This window comes from Parafrankia elaeagni, assembly GCF_000374165.1.
In the GTDB taxonomy this organism is placed as follows: domain Bacteria; phylum Actinomycetota; class Actinomycetes; order Frankiales; family Frankiaceae; genus Parafrankia; species Parafrankia elaeagni.
Genome location: NZ_KB893722.1, coordinates 80,547 through 98,967 on the forward strand (window position 1 = coordinate 80,547; position 18,421 = coordinate 98,967).

The 18,421-nt window shown below is 72.1% G+C and carries 13 protein-coding genes and 1 pseudogene; 8 read left to right on the forward strand and 6 right to left on the reverse strand.

Annotation, left to right across the window (positions count from 1 at the left end):
- Window positions 1-65 precede the first annotated feature (65 nt).
- Together B207_RS0114435 and B207_RS0114440 are read right to left on the reverse strand one after the other, a co-directional pair.
- Window positions 66-1,253: a thiolase family protein gene (locus tag B207_RS0114435; protein WP_018637254.1), complete on the reverse strand. Its 1,188-nt coding sequence runs from the start codon at window positions 1,251-1,253 to the stop codon at window positions 66-68.
- A complete protein-coding gene (locus B207_RS0114440; protein ID WP_084692147.1) occupies window positions 1,253-1,732 on the reverse strand; it encodes a Zn-ribbon domain-containing OB-fold protein in 480 nt (159 codons plus the stop codon). Before B207_RS0114440 ends, B207_RS0114435 begins: the two co-directional genes overlap by 1 nt.
- Before the next feature lie 254 nt (window positions 1,733-1,986).
- On the opposite strand from B207_RS0114440, the gene B207_RS33940 reads away from it, so the two are divergent.
- Window positions 1,987-3,021 (forward strand): LLM class flavin-dependent oxidoreductase, encoded by a 1,035-nt coding sequence (locus B207_RS33940; protein WP_018637256.1) that lies wholly within the window; start codon window positions 1,987-1,989, stop codon window positions 3,019-3,021.
- A complete protein-coding gene (locus tag B207_RS0114450; RefSeq protein WP_018637257.1) occupies window positions 3,018-5,417 on the forward strand; it encodes a CaiB/BaiF CoA-transferase family protein in 2,400 nt (799 codons plus the stop codon). The genes B207_RS33940 and B207_RS0114450 overlap by 4 nt, the downstream gene beginning before the upstream one ends.
- Before the next feature lie 54 nt (window positions 5,418-5,471).
- Here the strand turns inward: B207_RS0114450 and B207_RS0114455 are convergent, their stop codons facing one another.
- The 3 genes from B207_RS0114455 to B207_RS0114465 all read right to left on the reverse strand — a co-directional run bounded on the left by B207_RS0114455 (window position 5,472) and on the right by B207_RS0114465 (window position 10,300).
- Complete coding sequence (locus B207_RS0114455; RefSeq protein WP_018637258.1) at window positions 5,472-6,950, reverse strand: carboxylesterase/lipase family protein; 1,479 nt, start codon at window positions 6,948-6,950, stop codon at window positions 5,472-5,474.
- Window positions 6,951-7,062: 112 nt separating this feature from the next.
- Entirely contained in the window at window positions 7,063-8,265 is a 1,203-nt protein-coding gene (locus tag B207_RS0114460) for an amidohydrolase family protein (protein WP_018637259.1), read from the reverse strand.
- Window positions 8,266-8,659: 394 nt separating this feature from the next.
- Window positions 8,660-10,300 carry an N-acyl-D-amino-acid deacylase family protein gene (locus B207_RS0114465; RefSeq protein WP_018637260.1) on the reverse strand — a complete coding sequence of 547 codons (1,641 nt, stop codon included), beginning with the start codon at window positions 10,298-10,300 and terminating at the stop codon, window positions 8,660-8,662.
- A 429-nt stretch (window positions 10,301-10,729) separates the two neighbouring features.
- Here B207_RS0114465 and B207_RS0114470 point away from each other — a divergent pair, with 429 nt between their 5' ends.
- The 5 genes from B207_RS0114470 (at window position 10,730) to B207_RS0114490 (ending at window position 16,681) form a co-directional block, all read left to right on the forward strand.
- Window positions 10,730-11,545 (forward strand): SDR family NAD(P)-dependent oxidoreductase, encoded by an 816-nt coding sequence (locus tag B207_RS0114470; protein ID WP_018637261.1) that lies wholly within the window; start codon window positions 10,730-10,732, stop codon window positions 11,543-11,545.
- 228 nt (window positions 11,546-11,773) lie between these two features.
- Complete coding sequence (locus tag B207_RS0114475) at window positions 11,774-13,252, forward strand: aldehyde dehydrogenase (RefSeq protein ID WP_018637262.1); 1,479 nt, start codon at window positions 11,774-11,776, stop codon at window positions 13,250-13,252.
- Between the two features lie 171 nt (window positions 13,253-13,423).
- Window positions 13,424-13,756 (forward strand): DUF4286 family protein, encoded by a 333-nt coding sequence (locus B207_RS0114480; RefSeq protein ID WP_018637263.1) that lies wholly within the window; start codon window positions 13,424-13,426, stop codon window positions 13,754-13,756.
- 20 nt (window positions 13,757-13,776) lie between these two features.
- The gene (locus B207_RS0114485) at window positions 13,777-15,288 is read left to right on the forward strand and encodes an aldehyde dehydrogenase family protein (protein WP_018637264.1); all 1,512 of its coding nucleotides are present in this window, start codon (window positions 13,777-13,779) and stop codon (window positions 15,286-15,288) included.
- A 175-nt stretch (window positions 15,289-15,463) separates the two neighbouring features.
- Entirely contained in the window at window positions 15,464-16,681 is a 1,218-nt protein-coding gene (locus tag B207_RS0114490) for a cytochrome P450 (RefSeq protein WP_018637265.1), read from the forward strand.
- 33 nt (window positions 16,682-16,714) lie between these two features.
- Here B207_RS0114490 and B207_RS42855 read toward each other — a convergent pair.
- A pseudogene (locus B207_RS42855) lies at window positions 16,715-16,975 on the reverse strand (helix-turn-helix domain-containing protein); the annotation flags it as partial.
- A 441-nt stretch (window positions 16,976-17,416) separates the two neighbouring features.
- Here B207_RS42855 and B207_RS0114495 point away from each other — a divergent pair.
- The gene (locus B207_RS0114495; RefSeq protein ID WP_035740683.1) at window positions 17,417-18,268 is read left to right on the forward strand and encodes an alpha/beta hydrolase; all 852 of its coding nucleotides are present in this window, start codon (window positions 17,417-17,419) and stop codon (window positions 18,266-18,268) included.
- Window positions 18,269-18,421: the final 153 nt, after the last annotated feature.

Genomic DNA, 18,421 nt, shown 5'->3' on the forward strand with positions numbered 1-18,421 from the left:
TGATCCCTGTTCCTGCCCCGGTCCCGGCCATGCCCCGGCCGGCCGCCCTCCGCCGGCCGGCGCCGTCATCCGGGCCAGGTGGTCAGCAGCGCCGCGCCGGCCTCGTAGCCGCCGACGTTCGTGACGGCCGCGACCCGCGCGCCCGGCACCTGCCGGGCCCCGGCCTCCCCGCGCACCTGCCGGACCGCCTCGGCCACGTGCCCGAACGCCGCGTGCAGCCGCCCGCCGGAGAGCTGACCGCCCCAGGTGTTGAGGGGCAGCTCCCCGCCGAGGGCGATCCGGCTGCCGCCCTCGACGAACGCACCCGCCTCGCCGGGCTTGCAGAACCCCATCGCCTCCAGCCACCAGACGCACTCGATGGTGAAGCCGTCGTAGAGCTGGGCGACGTCGACGTCCGCCGGCCGCAGGTCGGTGCGCTCCCACAGCGCCGCCGCGGTCGCGTGGCCGACCCGGCCCATGTCCTCCCACTGCTCCCACGACGGCCGGCCGTCGACCACACCGGCCATCGCCTCGATCGCCACCGGCGCGCGCAGGTCGGGGGCGGTCTGGGCGGCCGACACCACGATCGCGGTGGCCCCGTCGGCCGGCACGTCGCAGTCGTACAGGCAGATCGGGGTCGAGATCATCCGGGCGCTCAGGTAGTCGTCGACGGACAGCGGGGTCCGGTACACCGCGTCCGGGTTCAGGGCGGCGTGGGCCCGCTGGGTGACCGGGATCCAGGCGAGCTGCTCCCGGGTGACCCCGTACTCGTGCATGTACCGGGCGGCGTACGGGGCGACCTGGCACACCGGCGAGAGTGCCCCGACCGGCAGCAGCCAGGCGAGCGGCCCCTCCGCCACCGGGTTCGTCGATCCGTAGGCCGGGCGGCCACCGGCGTTGCGGGCGGCGCTGCCCTCCTTGACGGTCCGCCAGATGACGGCGTGGCGGGCCTGGCCGGTCGCCACCGCCATCGCCGGCCCGTAAAACGGCAGGCACATCCCCTCGACGATGCCCTGGCGCCACCGGGTCGTGATCCGCAGCGCGTCCTGGACCTCGTACAGGTTGCCGTTCGCGTACCCGGGAAGGTTGGCCTTCCCGCCGCCGGGAAACATCGCCAGGCCGTCGATGTCGTCGACGGTCAGGCCGGCGTCGGCGATGGCCGCGAGCACGGCGTCCAGCGTGAGCTGGAAGCCGGACCGGTCGACCTGGCGGCCGATCGCGGACTGGCCGACGCCGGAGATCACCGCCCGCCGCTCGAACAGATCGGCGCTCATCATGCCGCTCCGGGCCCGGCCGTGGCCGTGGCCACGGCCGGGCCGACGCCCGGGGAACGGCCGGGGCTGGCGGCGACCGCCACGAAACTCGGAATCGCGCAGCCTCCCGGGCCGGGTTCGAAACCGACGTCCACCGCCATGCCGATGGCGGCCTCCTCGGGCTCGCAGCCCCGCAGCCGGCCGAAGACCCGCACGCCCGGATGGTCCGGGAACTCGACGAGGACGAGCGCGTACGGCACCTCGAGGCCGGGCATCCAGCGCTGGTGGTTGACCGTGAGGCTGTAGACGACACCCCGGCCGGTCACCTCGACGGGCGCGGTGGCCCTGCCCCGGCAGGAGCGGCAGATCCCGTAGGGGGGAAACGACTCGGCCCCGCAGGCTCCGCAGTGTTCGACCAGCAGGCGGCCCTCGGCCGCAGCGGCCCAGTACGCCGCGGACTCGTCGGTCACGGCAGGCGGTATGCCCACGTTTGCGGCCATGTGTCCCCTTCACGCCGGTAGCCAGGATGACTCACGGAGTGTACGTTCACTTATCAGGTCGGCGCCAGACAGACAGCAGGTCAGACAGACAGCAGGTCAGACGCTGGACGTCAGACGACTGCACGTCAGACGACTGCACGTCGCGCCGGCCGGGCCGGCCGCGCAGCGCTGGCCCGGGCCGCGGCGGATCCGGCGGCCCGGCACGTCGCTGTCCGCGGGTTGTACGCGTCACCCGTTCACGAAGGAGCCACCGGTTGCCTGGCGATCGCGTCATCTTCGGAGCGGCGGCACTCCCGGAACCGGATCGGGACTGGCTCGCCGCCGTGGAACGCCTCCCGATCGACTCCGTCTGGCAGGGCGGCCACATCCTGCCCCGCCATCCGACGGGCGAGGCGATCACCCGGCTGGCGCTGATGACCGCGTGGACCGAGCGGGTCCGGGTGGGCAGCGCCATTCTGGTGCTGCCGCTCTACCATCCTGTGATCATCGCCAAGCAGGTCGCCGACCTGGACTCCCGCTCCGGCGGCCGGATCTCGCTCGGGGTCGGGGTCGGCGGCGAGTTCCCGCACGAGTTCGAGGCGGTCGGGGTGCCCGTCAACCAGCGCGGCGCCCGGACGAACGAGGCGATGACGGTGCTGCGCGCCCTCTGGCGCGGCGGGCCGGTCACCCACCATGGCGCCCACTTCACCCTCGACGACGTGGAGCTGCTCCCGGCCGCGGAGCCGGGCCTCGGGGCGTCCCGGATGCGCGCCGGCGGGCCGCCGCTGCTGGTCTCCGGGCGCAGGGAGGCCGCGATGCGCCGTGCCGCCCGTCTTGGCGACGGCTGGCTGCCCTACCTGGTCTCCCCGGACGCGTACGCCCGTTCGCTGGAGACAGTGCGGGCCGAGGCCGCCGCCGCCGGCCGGGATCTCGACGGCTTCGAGTGGATGCTGTACCTCTACTGTTCCGTCCGGGCCGACGGCGACCGCGCCCGCGCCGACGTGCGGAACTTCCTCGGCCGCGCCTACGGCGACAAGCCCGACGCCATGCTCGACCGGATCGCACCCGCCGGCACCCCGGCGGAGGTGGCCGCCCGCATCCAGCACTACGTGGACGCCGGCGCCCGCCACATCGTCATCTCTCCCGCGGCGCACCAGGACACCCTCGAGGTGGTCCGGCTCGCCGCCGAGGAGGTCCTGCCCCGGCTGACCATCCCGGCACCCGCCCGGGAGGCGGAGCGCGCCTCCGCGGCGACGGCAACGGCGACGGCGACGGCGACGGCGACGGCGACGGCGACGGCGACGTCATGAGCGCCCGCTCAGGTCTCGGTCCCTGCGCGGGGCTGCGGGTCGTCGAGGTCGTGGTCGGGACGAGTGAGCTCGGCCTCGACCTCGCCGGCGCGGCCCCCGGCATGATCTTCGCCGATCTGGGCGCCGAGGTGGTCCGGGTGGTCGGCACATCCCCCGCCGCGATCGACGCGGACGTGACCTGGGGCCGCGCCTGGCACCGGGACAAGCGGACCGTCGCGACCGACGACGCGGGCGAGGTGCGCGCCCTGCTCGCAGACGCCGACGCGGTGCTCGTCTACGGCCCGGAGGAGCTGGTCGAACAGCGGGGGCTCGGCTTCCACGATCTCAGTCGGCGCAACCCCCGGCTGGTGTACGCGCGCTGCCGGCCAAGCCGGACGTCGGCCGGTGACACGGCCGACTTCGGCCTGCTGGTGGAGGCCCGTGCCGGGTTCTGCAGCCAGCTCGCCGGCCACCGGCCGGGCCCGATCTTCGTCGACGCGCGGGCCTCCGGCAGCGGCGCGTCCTTCCTGCTGACCACCTCCGTTCTCGCGCTGCTGCGCCGCCGCGCCATGACCGGGACCGGAGGCTGGGCTGAGACGTCGCTCTACGACGGCCTGCTCGCCACGCTCGGCTGCATGATCGGCCGGTCGGAGCACGCGGCACCGGAGATCGAGGGCTACTGGCGGTCGGGGTCGACGTTCCCGAACTTCCTCTACCGCTGTGCCGACGACCAGCTGATCCAGGTCTGGTTCGGCGGCAAGGGGATGTACGCGAAGCTCATCGACGTGCTCGGCGACGAGCCGAGCACCGAGGGCTACTACCACGACCAGATGACCGGTCAGCTCAACGCTCGTGCCCTCCGGTGGCGCGCGCCGTTCGCGCTGCAGCCCCGGGACATGTGGATCCAGCGGCTCCGCGCGGCCGGCGTGGCCTGCGAACCGGTGCTCAGCCCCGGGGAGGCTCTCTCCGACCCACACCTGGCCGAGACCGGCCTGGCGCTCACCCGAGTGGAGAGCGGCCACCGCGACGTCCTGCTCGCCACCCCGATCGCGGTCGAGCCGCTCCCGGCACCGGCCGGCGCGAGCCCTTCGGCAGCGGGCATCAGCCCTTCGCCGGACGGCCCGGCGACCGGCGGGCCATCAGGCGGGCCGGTCGACGGGCCCTCGGGCGGACCAGTCTCCGGGTCGTCGGGCGGGCTGCTCGCCGGTGTCCGGGTGGTCGACTTCTCCGCGTTCGTGGCCGGGCCCCTGGCCGCCCAGGTCCTCGCCGACCTCGGCGCCGACGTGATCAAGGTCGAGCCGCCGGAGGGTGAGGCCATGCGTGCCGCCGCCTACGCGGTGGCGGCCTGCCAGCGCGGCAAGCGCAGCATCGCGATCGACATCGGTGCGCCCGAGGCCCGCCCGGTCGTCGAGGCGCTCCTCGGCTGGGCGGACGTCGTCGTCCACAACTTCCGGGTCGGCGTGGCCGAGCGGCTCCGGATCGACGCGGCGACCGTCGCGCACCTGAACCCGGACGTCGTCCACTGCCACGCCAGCGCCTTCGGCCCGACCGGCCCCCGGGCGAAGCAACCCGGCAACGACGCGCTGATGCAGGCCCTCACCGGGCTGGAACGGGCCGTCGGCGGCGAGGGCAACAACCCGGTCGCGCTGACCTGGATCCCGCTCGACATGTCCGGCGGCTGGGTCGCCGCCATCGGGATCCTGGCCGGTCTGTACGCCCGCGCGACCACGGGCCGGGGCCAGCGGGTGGACACCAGCCTGCTCGGCGCGGGGCTGCTCCTGCAGAGCGGGGCGTTCCTCCGCGACGGCGCCCTGGTCCGCGGGCCGGCGCTGGACGGCCGCCAGACCGGGTACGGTCCCGGCTACCGCCTCTACGAGGCCGCCGACGGCGCCTGGTTCGCTCTCGTCATCCCCGACGAAGCCGGCTGGTCACGGCTGCGCGCCCTGCCCCGGACGGGCGACCTGCCCGGGACGGGCGACCTGCCCGCGGCCTACGTGCCCCTGCGGGGTGGAGCCGACGGCCGTGACGCCCTGGCCCGGCAGGCGGAGGCCGTCCTCGAACAGGCCTTCGCGACCGCGCCGGGCGCCGAGTGGGTCAGCCGGCTGCGGGCAGCCGGTCTGCTGGCCGAGCCGGTCGAGCCGATGGACCGCGACGTCTTCCGCCGCCGGATCCTCGACGACCCGGTCAACCGCCAGCTCGGCCGGGTGGCGTCCTACCAGGTCACGGACTGGGGCCACTTCGAGCAGATCGGCCCGCTCCCCCGCTGCGGTCCCGCCGGCGCCGGCAGCGCCGGCAGCGGTCCGGCACTGATGCTGCCCGGCATCGGCGAGCACAGCGTCGGCGTCCTCACCGAGCTGGGGATGAGCCCGCCCGAGATCGACGCTCTGCTGGCAGGCAAGGTCGTCCGCCAGCTCTAGTCGAGGACATGTGTGTCGAGCGGCGGCGTCGCCCCGGTCCGGCGAGGTGTCCACTCATGTTGTGGAGGTTCTCGGCAGGTATTCGGCGCCGGTGTCGTCGGGAGCTGTGTCCTCGCGGAGATGGGGGCTGGCATCGAACCTCATCGCTTTTCTGGCGTCGTCGTAGGTGGGCCAGCCGGGATCTCCGTGGGTTGCGAAGTCGAGCCAGGTTCTGTGCATCGCGCGGGTGAGGGCGTCGGGTGCGGCGTCGCCGATGAGGCCGCGGCAGGCCTGTGTGGTGTCGAAGACGAAGGGGACGTCGAGGCCGTGTGCGGCGCCGTGCAGTGGTGATCGCCATGCGAACTCGTAGACGTAGGCGGGGCCTGGGTGGCGGAGCGCGGTGCGGCGGCTCGGTGATCGGAACATCAGGTCCGTGTAGGCGGCTGTGAGTGCCTGCGCGGGGGTGACGGCCGGGTCGTGGAGCCCGTGTCGTTCGAGGAGCGCCTCGGCATCGGGGTAGGTGGCGGCCAGCTCGGCTACGGCGTCCTGCGCGTCGAAGGCGGCGAACGCCTCGGCGCCCAGGCCGAGGTTGGCTTCCTCGAGTGTTGTGCCGATCAGCAGTTCGACCCCGCGCGAGCGTGTGCTCGGGATTCCGACCGGGTCGGGGAGGACCTCGTCACCCGTGGTGGGGAGGAAGAGCGCACGACGGTGGCCCGGGTCGACACCGTCGTCGTCGCGCAGGTCCGGGCGGGGTCCGTTTCTGAGCAGAGCTGCCTGCGCGCGCAGCAGGTCGGGGGCGGAGAACGCGCGGAACGCCTCTGTTGTCGGGGAGGTTCCGAGCCGGGTGGCGAGTGCCTTCGTGAGTTCTTCGGTGAGCTCGAGCCGGCGGGCCATCTCGTCGTGTCCGCTCTGGACGATCGCCCGCTGGAACAGTCCGGCGGCCAGCGGGGAGTGCAGCAGGAACGCGACCGAGGTACCGCCGGCCGATTCACCGAAGACGGTGATGTTGTCCGGGTTCCCGCCGAACCCGACGATGTTGTCGCGAACCCAGTGCAGCGCCGCGATCTGATCGCGCAGTCCGAGGTTCGTGACCTCACCGGGCAGCGCGAGGAAGCCCTCCGCCCCGAGTCGGTAGTTGACGGTGACCAGGACGACGCCGTCGCGTGCGAACGAGGTGCCGTCGAAGGCGGGGGCGGCGCCCGAGCCGATCACGAACCCGCCGCCGTGGAGGTAGACCATCACCGGAAGCCCGCTCGCGCCCGGGTCGGGTGTCCAGACGTTGAGATTGAGATAGTCGCCGTCTCCGGTGACCCATCCGGGCCCGACCAGGGGGCCCAGATACGCGTGAGCGGGGTGCAGTGCCGGCTGGGGTGCGGTGGCGCCGTAACCGGTGGCGTTCCTGCTCCCTGCCCATCGTTCGGCAGGGCCTGGGGGCGCGAACCGGCGTTCGCCCGCCGGAGCTGCCGCGAAGGGGATTCCCAGGAACCGCGCTACCCCGCCCGCGTGGTCACCGGAAAGGCGCCCTGCCTCTGTGTGCACGGTACGGACGGTCATCGACGACCTCCCCCTTCGTACGTGCGCATCACGCTGGATGGCCGGACTGAGGGTGGTCGTCTGACTCGGTGCCCCGCCCCGTGGCCAAGCATGCCACGGGGCTTCGACTCGTCTACGCGGGCCGGACCGCGGGCCGCCGGTCGGGGATGCCGAGGAGCTCGGCGATGTTTCCCCGCAGCACCCGGCGGGTGGTCACCTCGTCGCAGCCCTCGAGCAGGCCGACGAAGTCAGCAGGCTGGCGAAGGCCCTCGGGGTGCGGATAGTCCGAGCCGAACAGCACCCGCTCCGGGCCGAGAACCGTGATGAGGTCGCGGACGTCGTCCTCCGGGAACGGGCACACCCACAGGTGTTCGGCGAGCACCTCGCTGGGCCGGGCCGGCAGACTGCCGCCGAGCACGGGACCACGGCGGCCGAGCGCGGCGGCCTTGTCCACGTTCTTCAGCAGAGGCCTGACCCAGTTGCTCCCGTTCTCGATGGAGACGACCCTGACGTTCGGGTGCCGGCCGAAAAGGTTGTGCAGGGTGAGCGCGGTCAGCGTGTCCACGATCGGCCGCTCGGTGTTGCACAGCGCCCACTGCAGCGGCGACTGCAGGTGGGACGGATTGGCCGGATCCTCCGACCACAGCGCCCCGTAGGCCAGGTTGTAGCCGCTGTTCGACACGTGGAACACGACCGGCACGCCGGCCTCGGCCACCGTGGCCCAGAACGGATCCAGGTCTGGGTGCGCCGGTGAGCGGCCGCCCACGGGACCGGGCCGCAGGTGGACGAGCCGGGCACCGGCGTCGAGCACCCGGCGCAGCTCGGCCATGGCCTGGTCGAGGTCGAGCAGGGACAACATGGGCACGGCGAAGATGCGGTTCTGGGCCGAGTAGCCCCAGTCCTCCTCCAGCCAGCGGTTGAACGCGCGCAGGCTGGCGTAGGTCAGCTCGACGTCACCGACCATGTCCTGCTCCACCGCCACCGCCAGCGTCGGCAGCATGAGGGTCGCCTCGACACCCTGGGTGTCCATCAGCGCCAGCCGGGCGGCACGGTGCGTGAACTCCGGGTGGTCCTTGGCGTTGATCACCTCCCGGTGGGTGAAGCCGTCCGCGACCTCGCCCATGAACAGCCCCTGCAGGGCGCCGGGAGCCGACGCGTAGTCACCGGGCATGACGCTCATGAAGGTGCGCCGGCCGCCGAGGAACACCCGCCCCAGGCCGTCCGCCCCCCGCCGCACCTGCACCGTCGCGTCCCGATACCGGGCCTCGATGTGGCGCGAGAAGCAGTCGTCCGGCTCGTAGTAGTGCCCGTCGGCGTCGATCAGGCTGTAGTCCACCGCGCGCCACCTCCGATCAGCCCTGAATAGTGAACACCTATTTATCGAGGACGGCGCTCTCAGCGGCCCCGTAGACGCACCGCCCAGCGACACGACTCACCCGACCGACGACGCGACGTGAAGCAGTCCCGACAGCAGTGCGACCGTGATCCACATGCTTTCGCCCATGGACCGACGGGGCGAGCGAGCCGCCACGGGCCAGCATCGGCACAACCTCCACCCGATTGTAAGTGAGCATACACTTTTCAAGCCCAGTCCAGGAAGACCCGGCCGGCAGGATCACTTTCGGTCGGCCCTCGCCGGACCCCACCGCGGAAAGGGCCCTCGGTGGTTACCGAGGGCCCTTTTCCTTCCTTCTGTTCTGCTGGCCTCGCGCTGTTCTGCTGGCCTCGCGTCAGGCGCGCAGGAGCCGGCCCGGGGCGACGCCCGCGACCTCCGCACCGGCACGGCGGGTCGCCACGCCGTTCACCCACACGTGCTCGACCCCGATGCTGCGCACCACGAGCCGGTCCGCGCCGCCCGGCTGGTCGTGTACCCGCTCGACCGGGGCGGCACCGACCGTCTCCGGGTCGAAGGCAACCAGGTCTGCGTGGAACCCGGGCCGCACGAGCCCGCGGTCGGCGACCCGGAACGCCTGGTGCGGGTGCCCGGTCAGCCGCCAGACGGCGTCCTCCAGCGTCAGCGCCTTACGCTCGCGCACCCAGTGGCCGAGCAGGTGGGTCGAATAGCAGGCGTCGCAGAGCTGACTGGCGTGCGCGCCCGCGTCCGAGAGCCCCAGCAGCGTGCGCCGGTCGGCGAGCAGCTCACCGATCTCCGCGTCGCCGTCGTTCTCCAGCACCACCCGGAAGCGGGTCGTGGCGGTGTCGGAGAGCGCCAGGTCGAGCATCAGGTCGAACGGGGTGGTCCCCCGCCGGCGGGCCAGCTCGTCGAGCGGAACACCGACGGCGTCCTGGTGGGCGCCCGTCTCCTCGACATCGATCTTGTGCCACCGGTGCTCCCAGGCCGTGAGGGTGGCCGGCCGGGCCCGGTCGCGCCAGGACGCGTCCTGGTAGAGGGCCGGGCGCTCCTCCCGCGGGATCGCGAGCGCTTCCTTCCACTCGTCGATCTGGGCGAGCGGGACGGGGTCGGCCATGGTGATCTGCATGACGATCGGCCGGCACGCGATCTGCGGGTACACCTCGCCCGGCAGCGCCGCCCCGCGCGCGACAGTCCGCAGCGCGGCGCCCGGCTTCTCCGACCGGGTGACCAGCGCCGTCCACGTCACCGGTATGCCGTGGCGCACCGCCAGGTCGGAGAACTGGTCGACGAACAGCCCGGGCCCGATCGAGACCTGCAGGACCCCGCGGCCGGCCTCGCCGAGGACCGAGGCGAGCGAGTCGATCTCGTCGATCTCGGCGAACCGGCTCGGCACGGGACGCCCGTAGGCCCCCTGGTGGGCGGGCTGCCGCGAGGTCGAGAAGCCGATCGCACCCGCGTCCAGCGCCTCGCGCAGCAGCCCGCGCATCGTGTCGAGCTCGTCCGCCGTCGCCGGGCGCTCCTCGCCGCCGACCGCGAACAGCCGCAGCGGGGAGTGGCCGATGAAGGCGCCGACATTGAGCCGCTTGGGGCGTGCGTCCAGGGCCGCGAGGTACTCGGGGAACGAATGGAAGCACCAGTCGATGCCGGCGTCGAGCGCATCCCTGGACATCCCCTCGACGTTCTCGAGGAGGCGCACGATGAGGTCGCGGTGCTCCGGCCGGGTCGGGGCGACACCGAAGCCGCAGTTGCCCATGATCACGCTGGTCACGCCATGCCAGCTGGACGGGGTGAGGTCGCCGTCCCAGAGAATCTGGGCGTCGTAGTGCGTGTGGACGTCGATGAAACCCGGGGCGAGCACCAGGCCGTCGAGGTCGACGACCTCGGTGCCCGCCGCCGGGACGAGCTCACCCGGCTCGGCGACGGCGGCCACCCGGCCCTCGGCCACGGCGACCTCCGCCGGCCGGGCGGGCGCGCCGGTCCCGTCGATCAGCGTGGCGTGACGCAACAGCAGATCCATCAGGACTCCGATCAGTGACCCACACCGTAGGGGCACAATTTTAGCAAGCGCTCACTCACTTATCTCGGGATCCGCCCGTCCACCAGCTCTGGCCGACTCGCCGGCGGAGACCCCTGCCCAGCCCTGCCTCGTGGCTTACGGCGACGGCGACCCTCCGCCTGCGGCCACCTCCGCCGGCGGCGGACCGTCGGCCTGACAGGCGCGCGAACTCCGCCCAGCAGCGACGGTAGCTCAGCGACTGCTCACCTCACAAGATTCGGCGCCTGGCGCGGGCGCGCGAGAAGATGGCGCTCCCACAGGCGCTCTGTGGTCGCCCGGTGGACGTCCTGCGAGCAGCCCGAACAGCACAGAGTGTTTGCTCACTCTGTTAGCATGACCAGCGCCCGTCTCGGCCACGCCGGCTCGGAGCGTTCAAGCCTCGGAGGACTCGTGGGATCACTGGATGGCCGCGTAGCAATCATCACCGGTGCGAGCCGGGGGATCGGAGCGAACATCGCGCGCAGGCTCGCGGCCGAGGGCGCGGCGGTCGCCCTGGTCGCCAGAACCCTGGAGCCGGACACCTCCCCGCTGCCCGGCTCGATCTCCGAGATGGTGCGGCGCATCCAGGCGGACGGCGGCCGGGCGGCAGCCGTCCAGGCGGACATCACCGTGCCCCAGGATGTCGAGACCATCGTCGAACGCGCCGAGGCGTTGTTCGGGCCGGTCGACACCCTGGTCAACAACGCGGGCGTCAACTTCTACGGGCCGGCACTGGAGATCACCCCGAAACGCTACGGGCTGATGTTCCAGATGATGGTCCACGCCCCGTTCCGACTGTGCCAGCTGGCCGTTCCGGGGATGGTCGAGCACGGCCGCGGCTGGATCGTGAACATCACGTCCAAACAGGCCCGTCACCCCATCGGCCCGCCGTACCCGGACTGGGCCAGCGACGGCTGCACCCCGTACGGCATGTGCAAGAGCGCCCTGGACCGCCTCACCACCGGCCTCGCGGCCGAGCTCGAGGGCACCGGCGTCGGCGTCAACTCCCTCGGCACCTCCGGCCTGGTGATGACCCCGGGCGTCGCCGTGGTCTCCCCGCACACCCCGGACAACGCACCGGTCGAGCCGGACAGCGCCATGGCCGACGCCACGCTGGCGCTCTGCGCCACCCCCCCGGGATCCGTCACCGGCCGCATCACCTACAGCATGGATCTGCTCGGCCAGCCGTTCCCCGACGGCCCCTGGGCACTCTCCGCCACCTTCTGACCTGACCTGAACCTGACCCCGGCCCGACCGGCCCGACCGGCCCGGCCTCCGGTCTCCCGGTCGACAGCCACCCGCGCCCATGATTACGTTAATTTCGATAGAGAAGTAAGTACTCACCTATTCTTGATCACCCCGGACCAACACCCGGAGCTGGGAAGATCTTGCTCTGCTAGCGAGCGCTCGCTCCCGATGCTAAAGTCCGCCGGAGAACGACCCAGGGAGACGACGATGAGCGATCAGCTGATGTACCGGCGGACGTTCTACATCGACGGCACGTGGGCCAAACCGAGCGCCAGCGAGCCCTCCACGGTCATCTCGCCCTCGACGGAGGAACCCGTCGGCGAGGTCCCGTTCGCCACCGCCGAGGACATGGACCGCGCGGTGGCCGCGGCCCGCGCCGCTTTCGACCACGGCCCGTGGCCGCGGCTGAGCCCCGCCGAACGTGCCGACGCGCTCGACCGGCTCGCCGTCGCGCTGCGCAAGCACGAGGACGACATCGCCCGGGTCACGGTCGACGAGATGGGCTGCGCCGTCAGCCAGTCGAAGCAGGCCCAGACAGGTCTCGTCGCCCCCGTCTTCGAGTACTACGCCGAGCTGATCCGCACCTACGAGTTCGAGCGGCTCGTCCGGGCCGGCGCCCGCGGCGGTCTGGTGACCTCCGAGCCGGTCGGGGTCGTGGCCGCGATCGTGCCGTGGAACGCCCCGGTGACCCTGTCCGCGTGGAAGGTCGCACCGGCGCTGGCCGCCGGGTGCACCGTCGTGGTCAAGCCGCCGGTCGAGGCCCCGCTGAGCAACTACCTCCTCGCCGAGGCGGCCATCGAGGCCGGCATCCCGGCGGGCGTGGTGAACGTCCTGCCCGGCGGCCGCGAGGCCGGGGAGCATCTCGTGACGCATCCGGGCGTCGACAAGATCGCCTTCACCGGCTCGACCGCCGCCGGAAAGCGGATCATGTCCCTGTGCGGGGAGCAGGTGAAGCGCGTCTCCCTCGAGCTCGGCGGGAAGTCGGCCGCGGTCATCCTCGACGACGCCGACCTGGCGGTCGCCGTCGCGGCGGTGGTGAAGGGCGGCATGCACCTGTCCGGCCAGGTCTGCGGCGCGCACACCCGGGTGCTGGTGGCGCGCTCGCGCTACCGGGAGGCGCTGGAGATCGCCGGCCCGACGGCGGACGCGGTGCCGGTCGGTGACCCGCACGACCCGTCGATCGTGGTGGGGCCGCTGGTCGCCGAGCGGCAGCGAACCCGGGTCGAGGGCTACATCCAGGGCGCCGTCTCGGACGGCGCGCGGGTTGTCGCCGGCGGCGGGCGGCCGGCCCACCTGCCGAAGGGCTGGTACGTGGCACCGACCGTCCTCGCCGACGTCGACAACGGCATGCGGGTCGCGCAGGAGGAGATCTTCGGCCCGGTCCTGAGCTTCATCCCCTACGACGACACCGAGGACGCCGAGGACGCCGTCCGGATCGCCAACGACTCCCAGTACGGCCTGTCCGGCGGCGTGTGGACCACGGACCCGTCCCGCGGGCTCGCCGTCGCGAAACGGCTCCGCACCGGGTCCGTCGCGATCAACGGCGCCTACCCGCCCTTCCCCCTGGTGCCGTTCGGCGGGTTCAGGCAGTCCGGGCTCGGCCGGGAGCTCGGTCCCGAAGGGCTGCGGAGCTTCCTGGAGACCCGCAGCATCGGGCTGCCCCCCGCCCTGCTGCCCGACGCCTGACCAGGACTGCCAGGACTGCCAGGACGACCGAGACCGACCGAGACCGACCGAGACCGCCCGCGCTTCCGCGCCGACGACCCCCCGCAGCCACGTCGATCGGGATTCCCCACGGGCCAGGCCCGCACAGGACGGGGCCTCCCGGCCCGCCACACCGCCCATCCGGAGGTGGCCATGCCCCGCGGTGTCCTCATCGCACAGTCGAGCCCCGTCAGCGCGGAGCTCGAGGAGGAGTACAACCGGTGGTACGACGAGGACCACATCCCGGGCATTCTCCAGGTGCCAGGGTTCCTCGCCGCCCGTCGCTATCACGTCCGCGAGGCGGGCCACCTTCAGGTGCCCCCGGGGTCGTTCCGGTATCTCACCGTCTACGAGATCGAGACCGACGACGTGGACGCGATGCTCCGCGAGCTGAGGGCGCGTTCCGCCGACGGCCGGGTCCCACGCAGCAGGACGGTGGCGATGCAGCCACCGCCGACTCTCACCTTCTACGAGCTGCGCGGGTAGCCGCGCGGGCAGGAGTTCCGATGACGACAGGCGCCGTCCTGCCTGAATCGCCGGTGCTTCCCTTTCTGGAGGCGGGCCCGAAGAAGCTGCTGATCGGCGGCGCCTGGGTCGACGCGGTCAGCGGGAGGACGTTCCCCAGCATCAACCCGTCCACCGGCCGGGTGATCGCCGAGCTGGCCGAGGGCGGAGCCGAGGACGCCGACCTCGCGGTGGCCGCCGCCCGCGCCGCGTTCGAGACCGGCCCGTGGCGGGCGATGAAGCCGGGGCAGCGCCAGGACCTGCTGTGGGCGTGCGCCGAGAAGCTCCAGGAGCACTACGAGGAGCTCCGCCTCCTCGAGGCGCTGGACATGGGCCTGCCGATCGGCAGGCAGCGGCCGGGTCACACGCGCGTGTCGTGGGAGGCCAGCGTGCTGCGCTACTTCGCCGGCTGGGCCACGAAGATCCACGGCGAGACCATCCCGAACTCGCTCCCCGGCTCCTTCTTCACCTACACGCTGCGGGAACCGGTCGGCGTGGTGGCGGCGATCGTGCCGTGGAACCGGCCGGTCAGCAACGCCGTCTGGAAGATCGCACCGGTGCTGGCCACCGGCTGCACCATGGTGCTCAAGCCCGCCGAGGAGGCCGGCCTCGCCGCCGTCCGGATCGGTGAGCTGCTGCTGGAGGCCGGGGTGCCGGCCGGCGTCGTGAACATCGTGACCGGGTTCGGCGAGACCGTGGGCGCGGCGCTCACCGAGCACGCGGGCGTCGACAAGGTCGCCTTCACCGGTTCGACCGCCGTCGGCCAGCACATCGTCCGGGCGTCCGCCGGCAACCTCAAGCGGCTCACGCTGGAACTCGGCGGCAAGTCACCGGACGTCGTCTTCGCCGACGCCGACCTCGCGAAGGCGATCCCCGGCGCGGCGATGGCCGTGTTCTCGAACTCGGGCCAGATCTGCTGCGCCGGCACCCGCATCTACGTGGAGCGCCCGATCTACGACGAGTTCGCCGACGGAGTCGCGGCCTTCGCGCGGAACCTGCGGGTCGGGCGGAGCCTGGAACCGGGGACGAAGATCGGCCCGGTAGTGTCGGCCGAGCAGCTCGACCGCGTCACGGGCTACCTCGACCTGGGCCGCGACGAGGGCGCCCGGGTCATCGCCGGCGGCAGCCGGCTGACGGACGACGGCCTCGCCGACGGCTACTTCGTCGCGCCCACCGTCTTCACCGACGTCGAGGACGGGATGCGGATCGCCCGCGAGGAGATCTTCGGCCCGGTGGCATGCCTGCTGCCGTTCGACTCCGACGACGAGGTGGCCGCCCGGGCGAACGACACCCCGTTCGGCCTCTCCGGCGGAATGTGGACCCGCGACGTCGGCCGGGCGCACCGGCTGGCCGCCGAGATGCGGGTCGGCACCGTGTGGGTGAACACCTTCCTGCAGCTGGACCCGGCGGTGCCGTTCGGCGGCCACAAGGCGAGCGGCTGGGGCAGCGAGATGGGCCAGCAGTCACTCCAGGGCTATCTCAACGTCAAGTCCGTCTGGATCAACACGGACTGAGCGACTGACCGACCGCCGTCTCTCCCCTCCCCGGCCGAATCGGGCGCTGCCCTCCCTTTCAGGAGCGACCATGGACACGAACTTATCCACCTCGAACGGGTCACCCACGTCACCCACGTCACCCACGTCGAACGGGTCAACGACGTCGAGCGCGTCGAGCGCGTCGCCAGCCGCGATGCCCGACGCCTGGCTTCTCCGCGAGTTCGACCACGTCTCGCCGCAGCTGGCTCCCGTGCTGCACGAATCCCTGGCCCGGATGCGGTCGCTGTGCCCGGTGGCCCACAGCGACCTGCACGGCGGATTCTGGGTCATCACGAAATACGAGGACGTGTTGAAGGTCGCCCAGGACTGGGCGACCTTCACCTCGACCGACGGTCTGAACATCCCGCCGAGCCGGACGCATGTCCGCAACATTCCGGTCGAGGTCGACCCGCCCGAGCAGCGCGCCTACAAGAAACTGATCAACGCCCACTTCACACCGCAGATGATCGCCCCGTGGGAGGATGCCACCCGGGCGCTGGTCTCCCGCCTCATCGATGATTTCATCGAGAGCGGGCGCTGCGAGTTCATGGACGACTTCGCCCGGCCGCTGCCGAGCCTGACGTTCTTCGAGTTCGGGCTCGGGGCCCCTCCGGAGGACCTCGACGAGGTGTCCCGGCTGGCCTCGACATCGTCGATTCCCAACGACCCCGACGCCGCGGCGTCCTGGGCGGGCCTCGCCGCGTGGATCACCGCCCTCGTCGAGCGCCGGCGCGGCGAGCCACCGCGCGGCGACGTCGTCGACGCCGTCCTGACGGCCGAGTTCGACGGCCGGCCGCTGGCCCAGCAGGAGATCATCGGCATCGTCCAGCTCCTCGTTCTCGGTGGCCTGGAGACCACCGCGGGGGCGCTGGGCCTGATGATGCACCGGTTCTGCCTCTCCCCCGAGATCCCGGCGCGGCTGCGCGCCCAGCCGGACCTGATCCCGAAGGCGGTCGAGGAACTGCTGCGGCTCGACGGGCCGTTCGTCGCCATCGCCCGCACGGCCACCCGGGACGTCGAGCTCGGCGGCCAGCAGATCAGGAAGGGCGACAAGGTTCTCCTCTACTGGGCCTCAGCCGGCTACGACGAGGACGAGTTCCCCTCCCCCGAGGCCTTCGACCTCGACCGGGCCACGAACCGTCATCTGGCCTTCGGCGCCGGCCCACACCGCTGCATCGGCTCCAACCTCGCCCGGCAGAACCTCCGGATCGCCCTGGAGGAACTGCTCCGCCGACTCCACGACCTCCGCGTCGCGGACGGCGCCGAGATCCACTTCCACAACACCCTCACCCGCGCCCCGAACTCCCTGCCCATCGCCTTCACCCCCGGCCGCCGCGAGGCGGGCGCCAGCCCGCTGGCAGTCCAGCCGTAGGCGCGGCGCTCCAGGAGTCGGAACGCCTGACGCCTACCCGGAGCCTGGCTCCCGCGGGTCGGGCACGCCGATCGGATTCGGCCACCGCAGGAGAGCCGCGGCGCCCCTGGCGACAGGGGCCAGCAGCGCGACGCACCGTTCGACCTCGTCGGGGCCGAGCGGCTCCCAGACCGAGGCGGCGGTGCGGTCCGTCGTCCCCTCGATCGCGTGCAGGGCGGACCAGGACGCCTCCGTCGGCCGGCCGGTGTCGTCGAGCCAGCTGCGGGCTCGCAGCCGGCCGGTTGCGTCGGCCCACGCGGCGTCGGACCCGGGTCAACCAGCCGCCTGCGCGCCGCCACCACCCACCGCTGGACGTCCGCTACGTCGAGATCCCCTCATGCGGACCGGGCTGGAACAGGTCACTGCCCACCTCTTCCCACTCCTCTGGCCGTCTCCAGCGACCTGTCAGGAGTTGCGCGCGCCGGCCGCCGACATTCTTCCCGGCTGCGAAAAACGTACGACAGGAAGGCCACGGCAGTTTCCGGCCGCTACGACGGTCGAGTAGCCCGGATTGGAGCCAACCACGAAAAGGGAGGGATGGTTTTCGTTTTCCCGCCCGGCTCCCTCACCTGGCCCAACTCCACCTTCGGGCCGAAAGACCGATCCAGAAACACGCCCTGCGTTGACTCCAGGCGCTCATCAACCTAGCTTCGACCGCAAATTCGGCGACACTCGCCGATGCATCGGAGGAAATACATGAGACCTTTTGTTCGGCGCACCTGCGTTGTGGTGACCAGCCTGGCACTCGCGCTCGCGGGAGTGTTCGTCGCCGTTCCCGCGGTGAACGCCCAGGTGTCGGCCGGGAGTGGGACCGGGCCGTATCCCGCGATGTACGAGACCGACCTCCGGTTATCCAACCACACCGTCTACCGACCGCGCACCCTGCCCACCAACACGACCCTGCCGATCGTCGTCTGGGGCAACGGCGCCTGCCGGGCGGACGGGACCTGGTTCGATGACTTCCTGCTGGAAATCGCGTCACATGGATTCCTGGTCATCGCCAACGGCCGCCCTGGCGGCACCGGCCAGACCCAGGCATCCTGGCTGACCGACAGCATCGACTGGGCCATCCGGGAGAACAGCCGGCTCTTCAGCAAATACCGCGGGAAACTCAACACCACGAAGATCGCGGCGATGGGGCAGTCCTGCGGCGGGCTCGAGGCCATCGAGGTCAGCGCCGATCCGCGGATCACCACCAGCGTGATCTGGAACAGCGGCCTGTTCGGGACGGGTCCCAAGCCCGGGCTGCGTGAGCTGCACGCACCCGTCGCCTACATCACCGGCGGGGAGAGCGACATCGCCCACGCCAACGCGCTCGACGACTGGAGCAAGCTGCCGTCGACCCTGCCCGCCTTCCTGGGCAGCCTCGACGTCGGCCACTTCGGCACCTACGGCCAGACCAACGGCGGCGAGTTCGCCCAGGTCGGCAAGGACTGGCTGAAGTGGCAGCTCAGGGGCGACCAGACGGCGGGGCAGCGCTTCACCGGCCCGTCCTGCGGCCTGTGCACCGATCCCGACTGGGAGGTCCAGCAGCGCAACCTCGGCTGACCTGACCGGTAGGCCCCGGCCGCCGCGAAACAGCGGCCCCGAGGGTCCGGACTCGGGCTCGGACTCGGGTGCGGGCAGCGGGAGGCTGCCCGCACCCGACAGTCGGCGCGCACGGTCACCGTGGCATGGCCGGTGGCTACGGACCCGCAGGTC

What these genes read in the sequence shown, in the direction of transcription:
- B207_RS0114435 (WP_018637254.1), bottom strand. Translation starts at nt 1,253, where the DNA reads ATGAGCGCCGATCTGTTCGAGCGGCGGGCGGTGATCTCCGGCGTCGGC.
- B207_RS0114485 (WP_018637264.1), top strand. Translation starts at nt 13,777, where the DNA reads ATGACGACAGGCGCCGTCCTGCCTGAATCGCCGGTGCTTCCCTTTCTG.
- B207_RS0114475 (WP_018637262.1), top strand. Translation starts at nt 11,774, where the DNA reads ATGAGCGATCAGCTGATGTACCGGCGGACGTTCTACATCGACGGCACG.
- B207_RS0114495 (WP_035740683.1), top strand. Translation starts at nt 17,417, where the DNA reads ATGAGACCTTTTGTTCGGCGCACCTGCGTTGTGGTGACCAGCCTGGCA.
- B207_RS0114480 (WP_018637263.1), top strand. Translation starts at nt 13,424, where the DNA reads ATGCCCCGCGGTGTCCTCATCGCACAGTCGAGCCCCGTCAGCGCGGAG.
- B207_RS0114490 (WP_018637265.1), top strand. Translation starts at nt 15,464, where the DNA reads ATGCCCGACGCCTGGCTTCTCCGCGAGTTCGACCACGTCTCGCCGCAG.
- B207_RS0114450 (WP_018637257.1), top strand. Translation starts at nt 3,018, where the DNA reads ATGAGCGCCCGCTCAGGTCTCGGTCCCTGCGCGGGGCTGCGGGTCGTC.
- B207_RS0114465 (WP_018637260.1), bottom strand. Translation starts at nt 10,300, where the DNA reads ATGGATCTGCTGTTGCGTCACGCCACGCTGATCGACGGGACCGGCGCG.
- B207_RS0114455 (WP_018637258.1), bottom strand. Translation starts at nt 6,950, where the DNA reads ATGACCGTCCGTACCGTGCACACAGAGGCAGGGCGCCTTTCCGGTGAC.
- B207_RS0114440 (WP_084692147.1), bottom strand. Translation starts at nt 1,732, where the DNA reads ATGGCCGCAAACGTGGGCATACCGCCTGCCGTGACCGACGAGTCCGCG.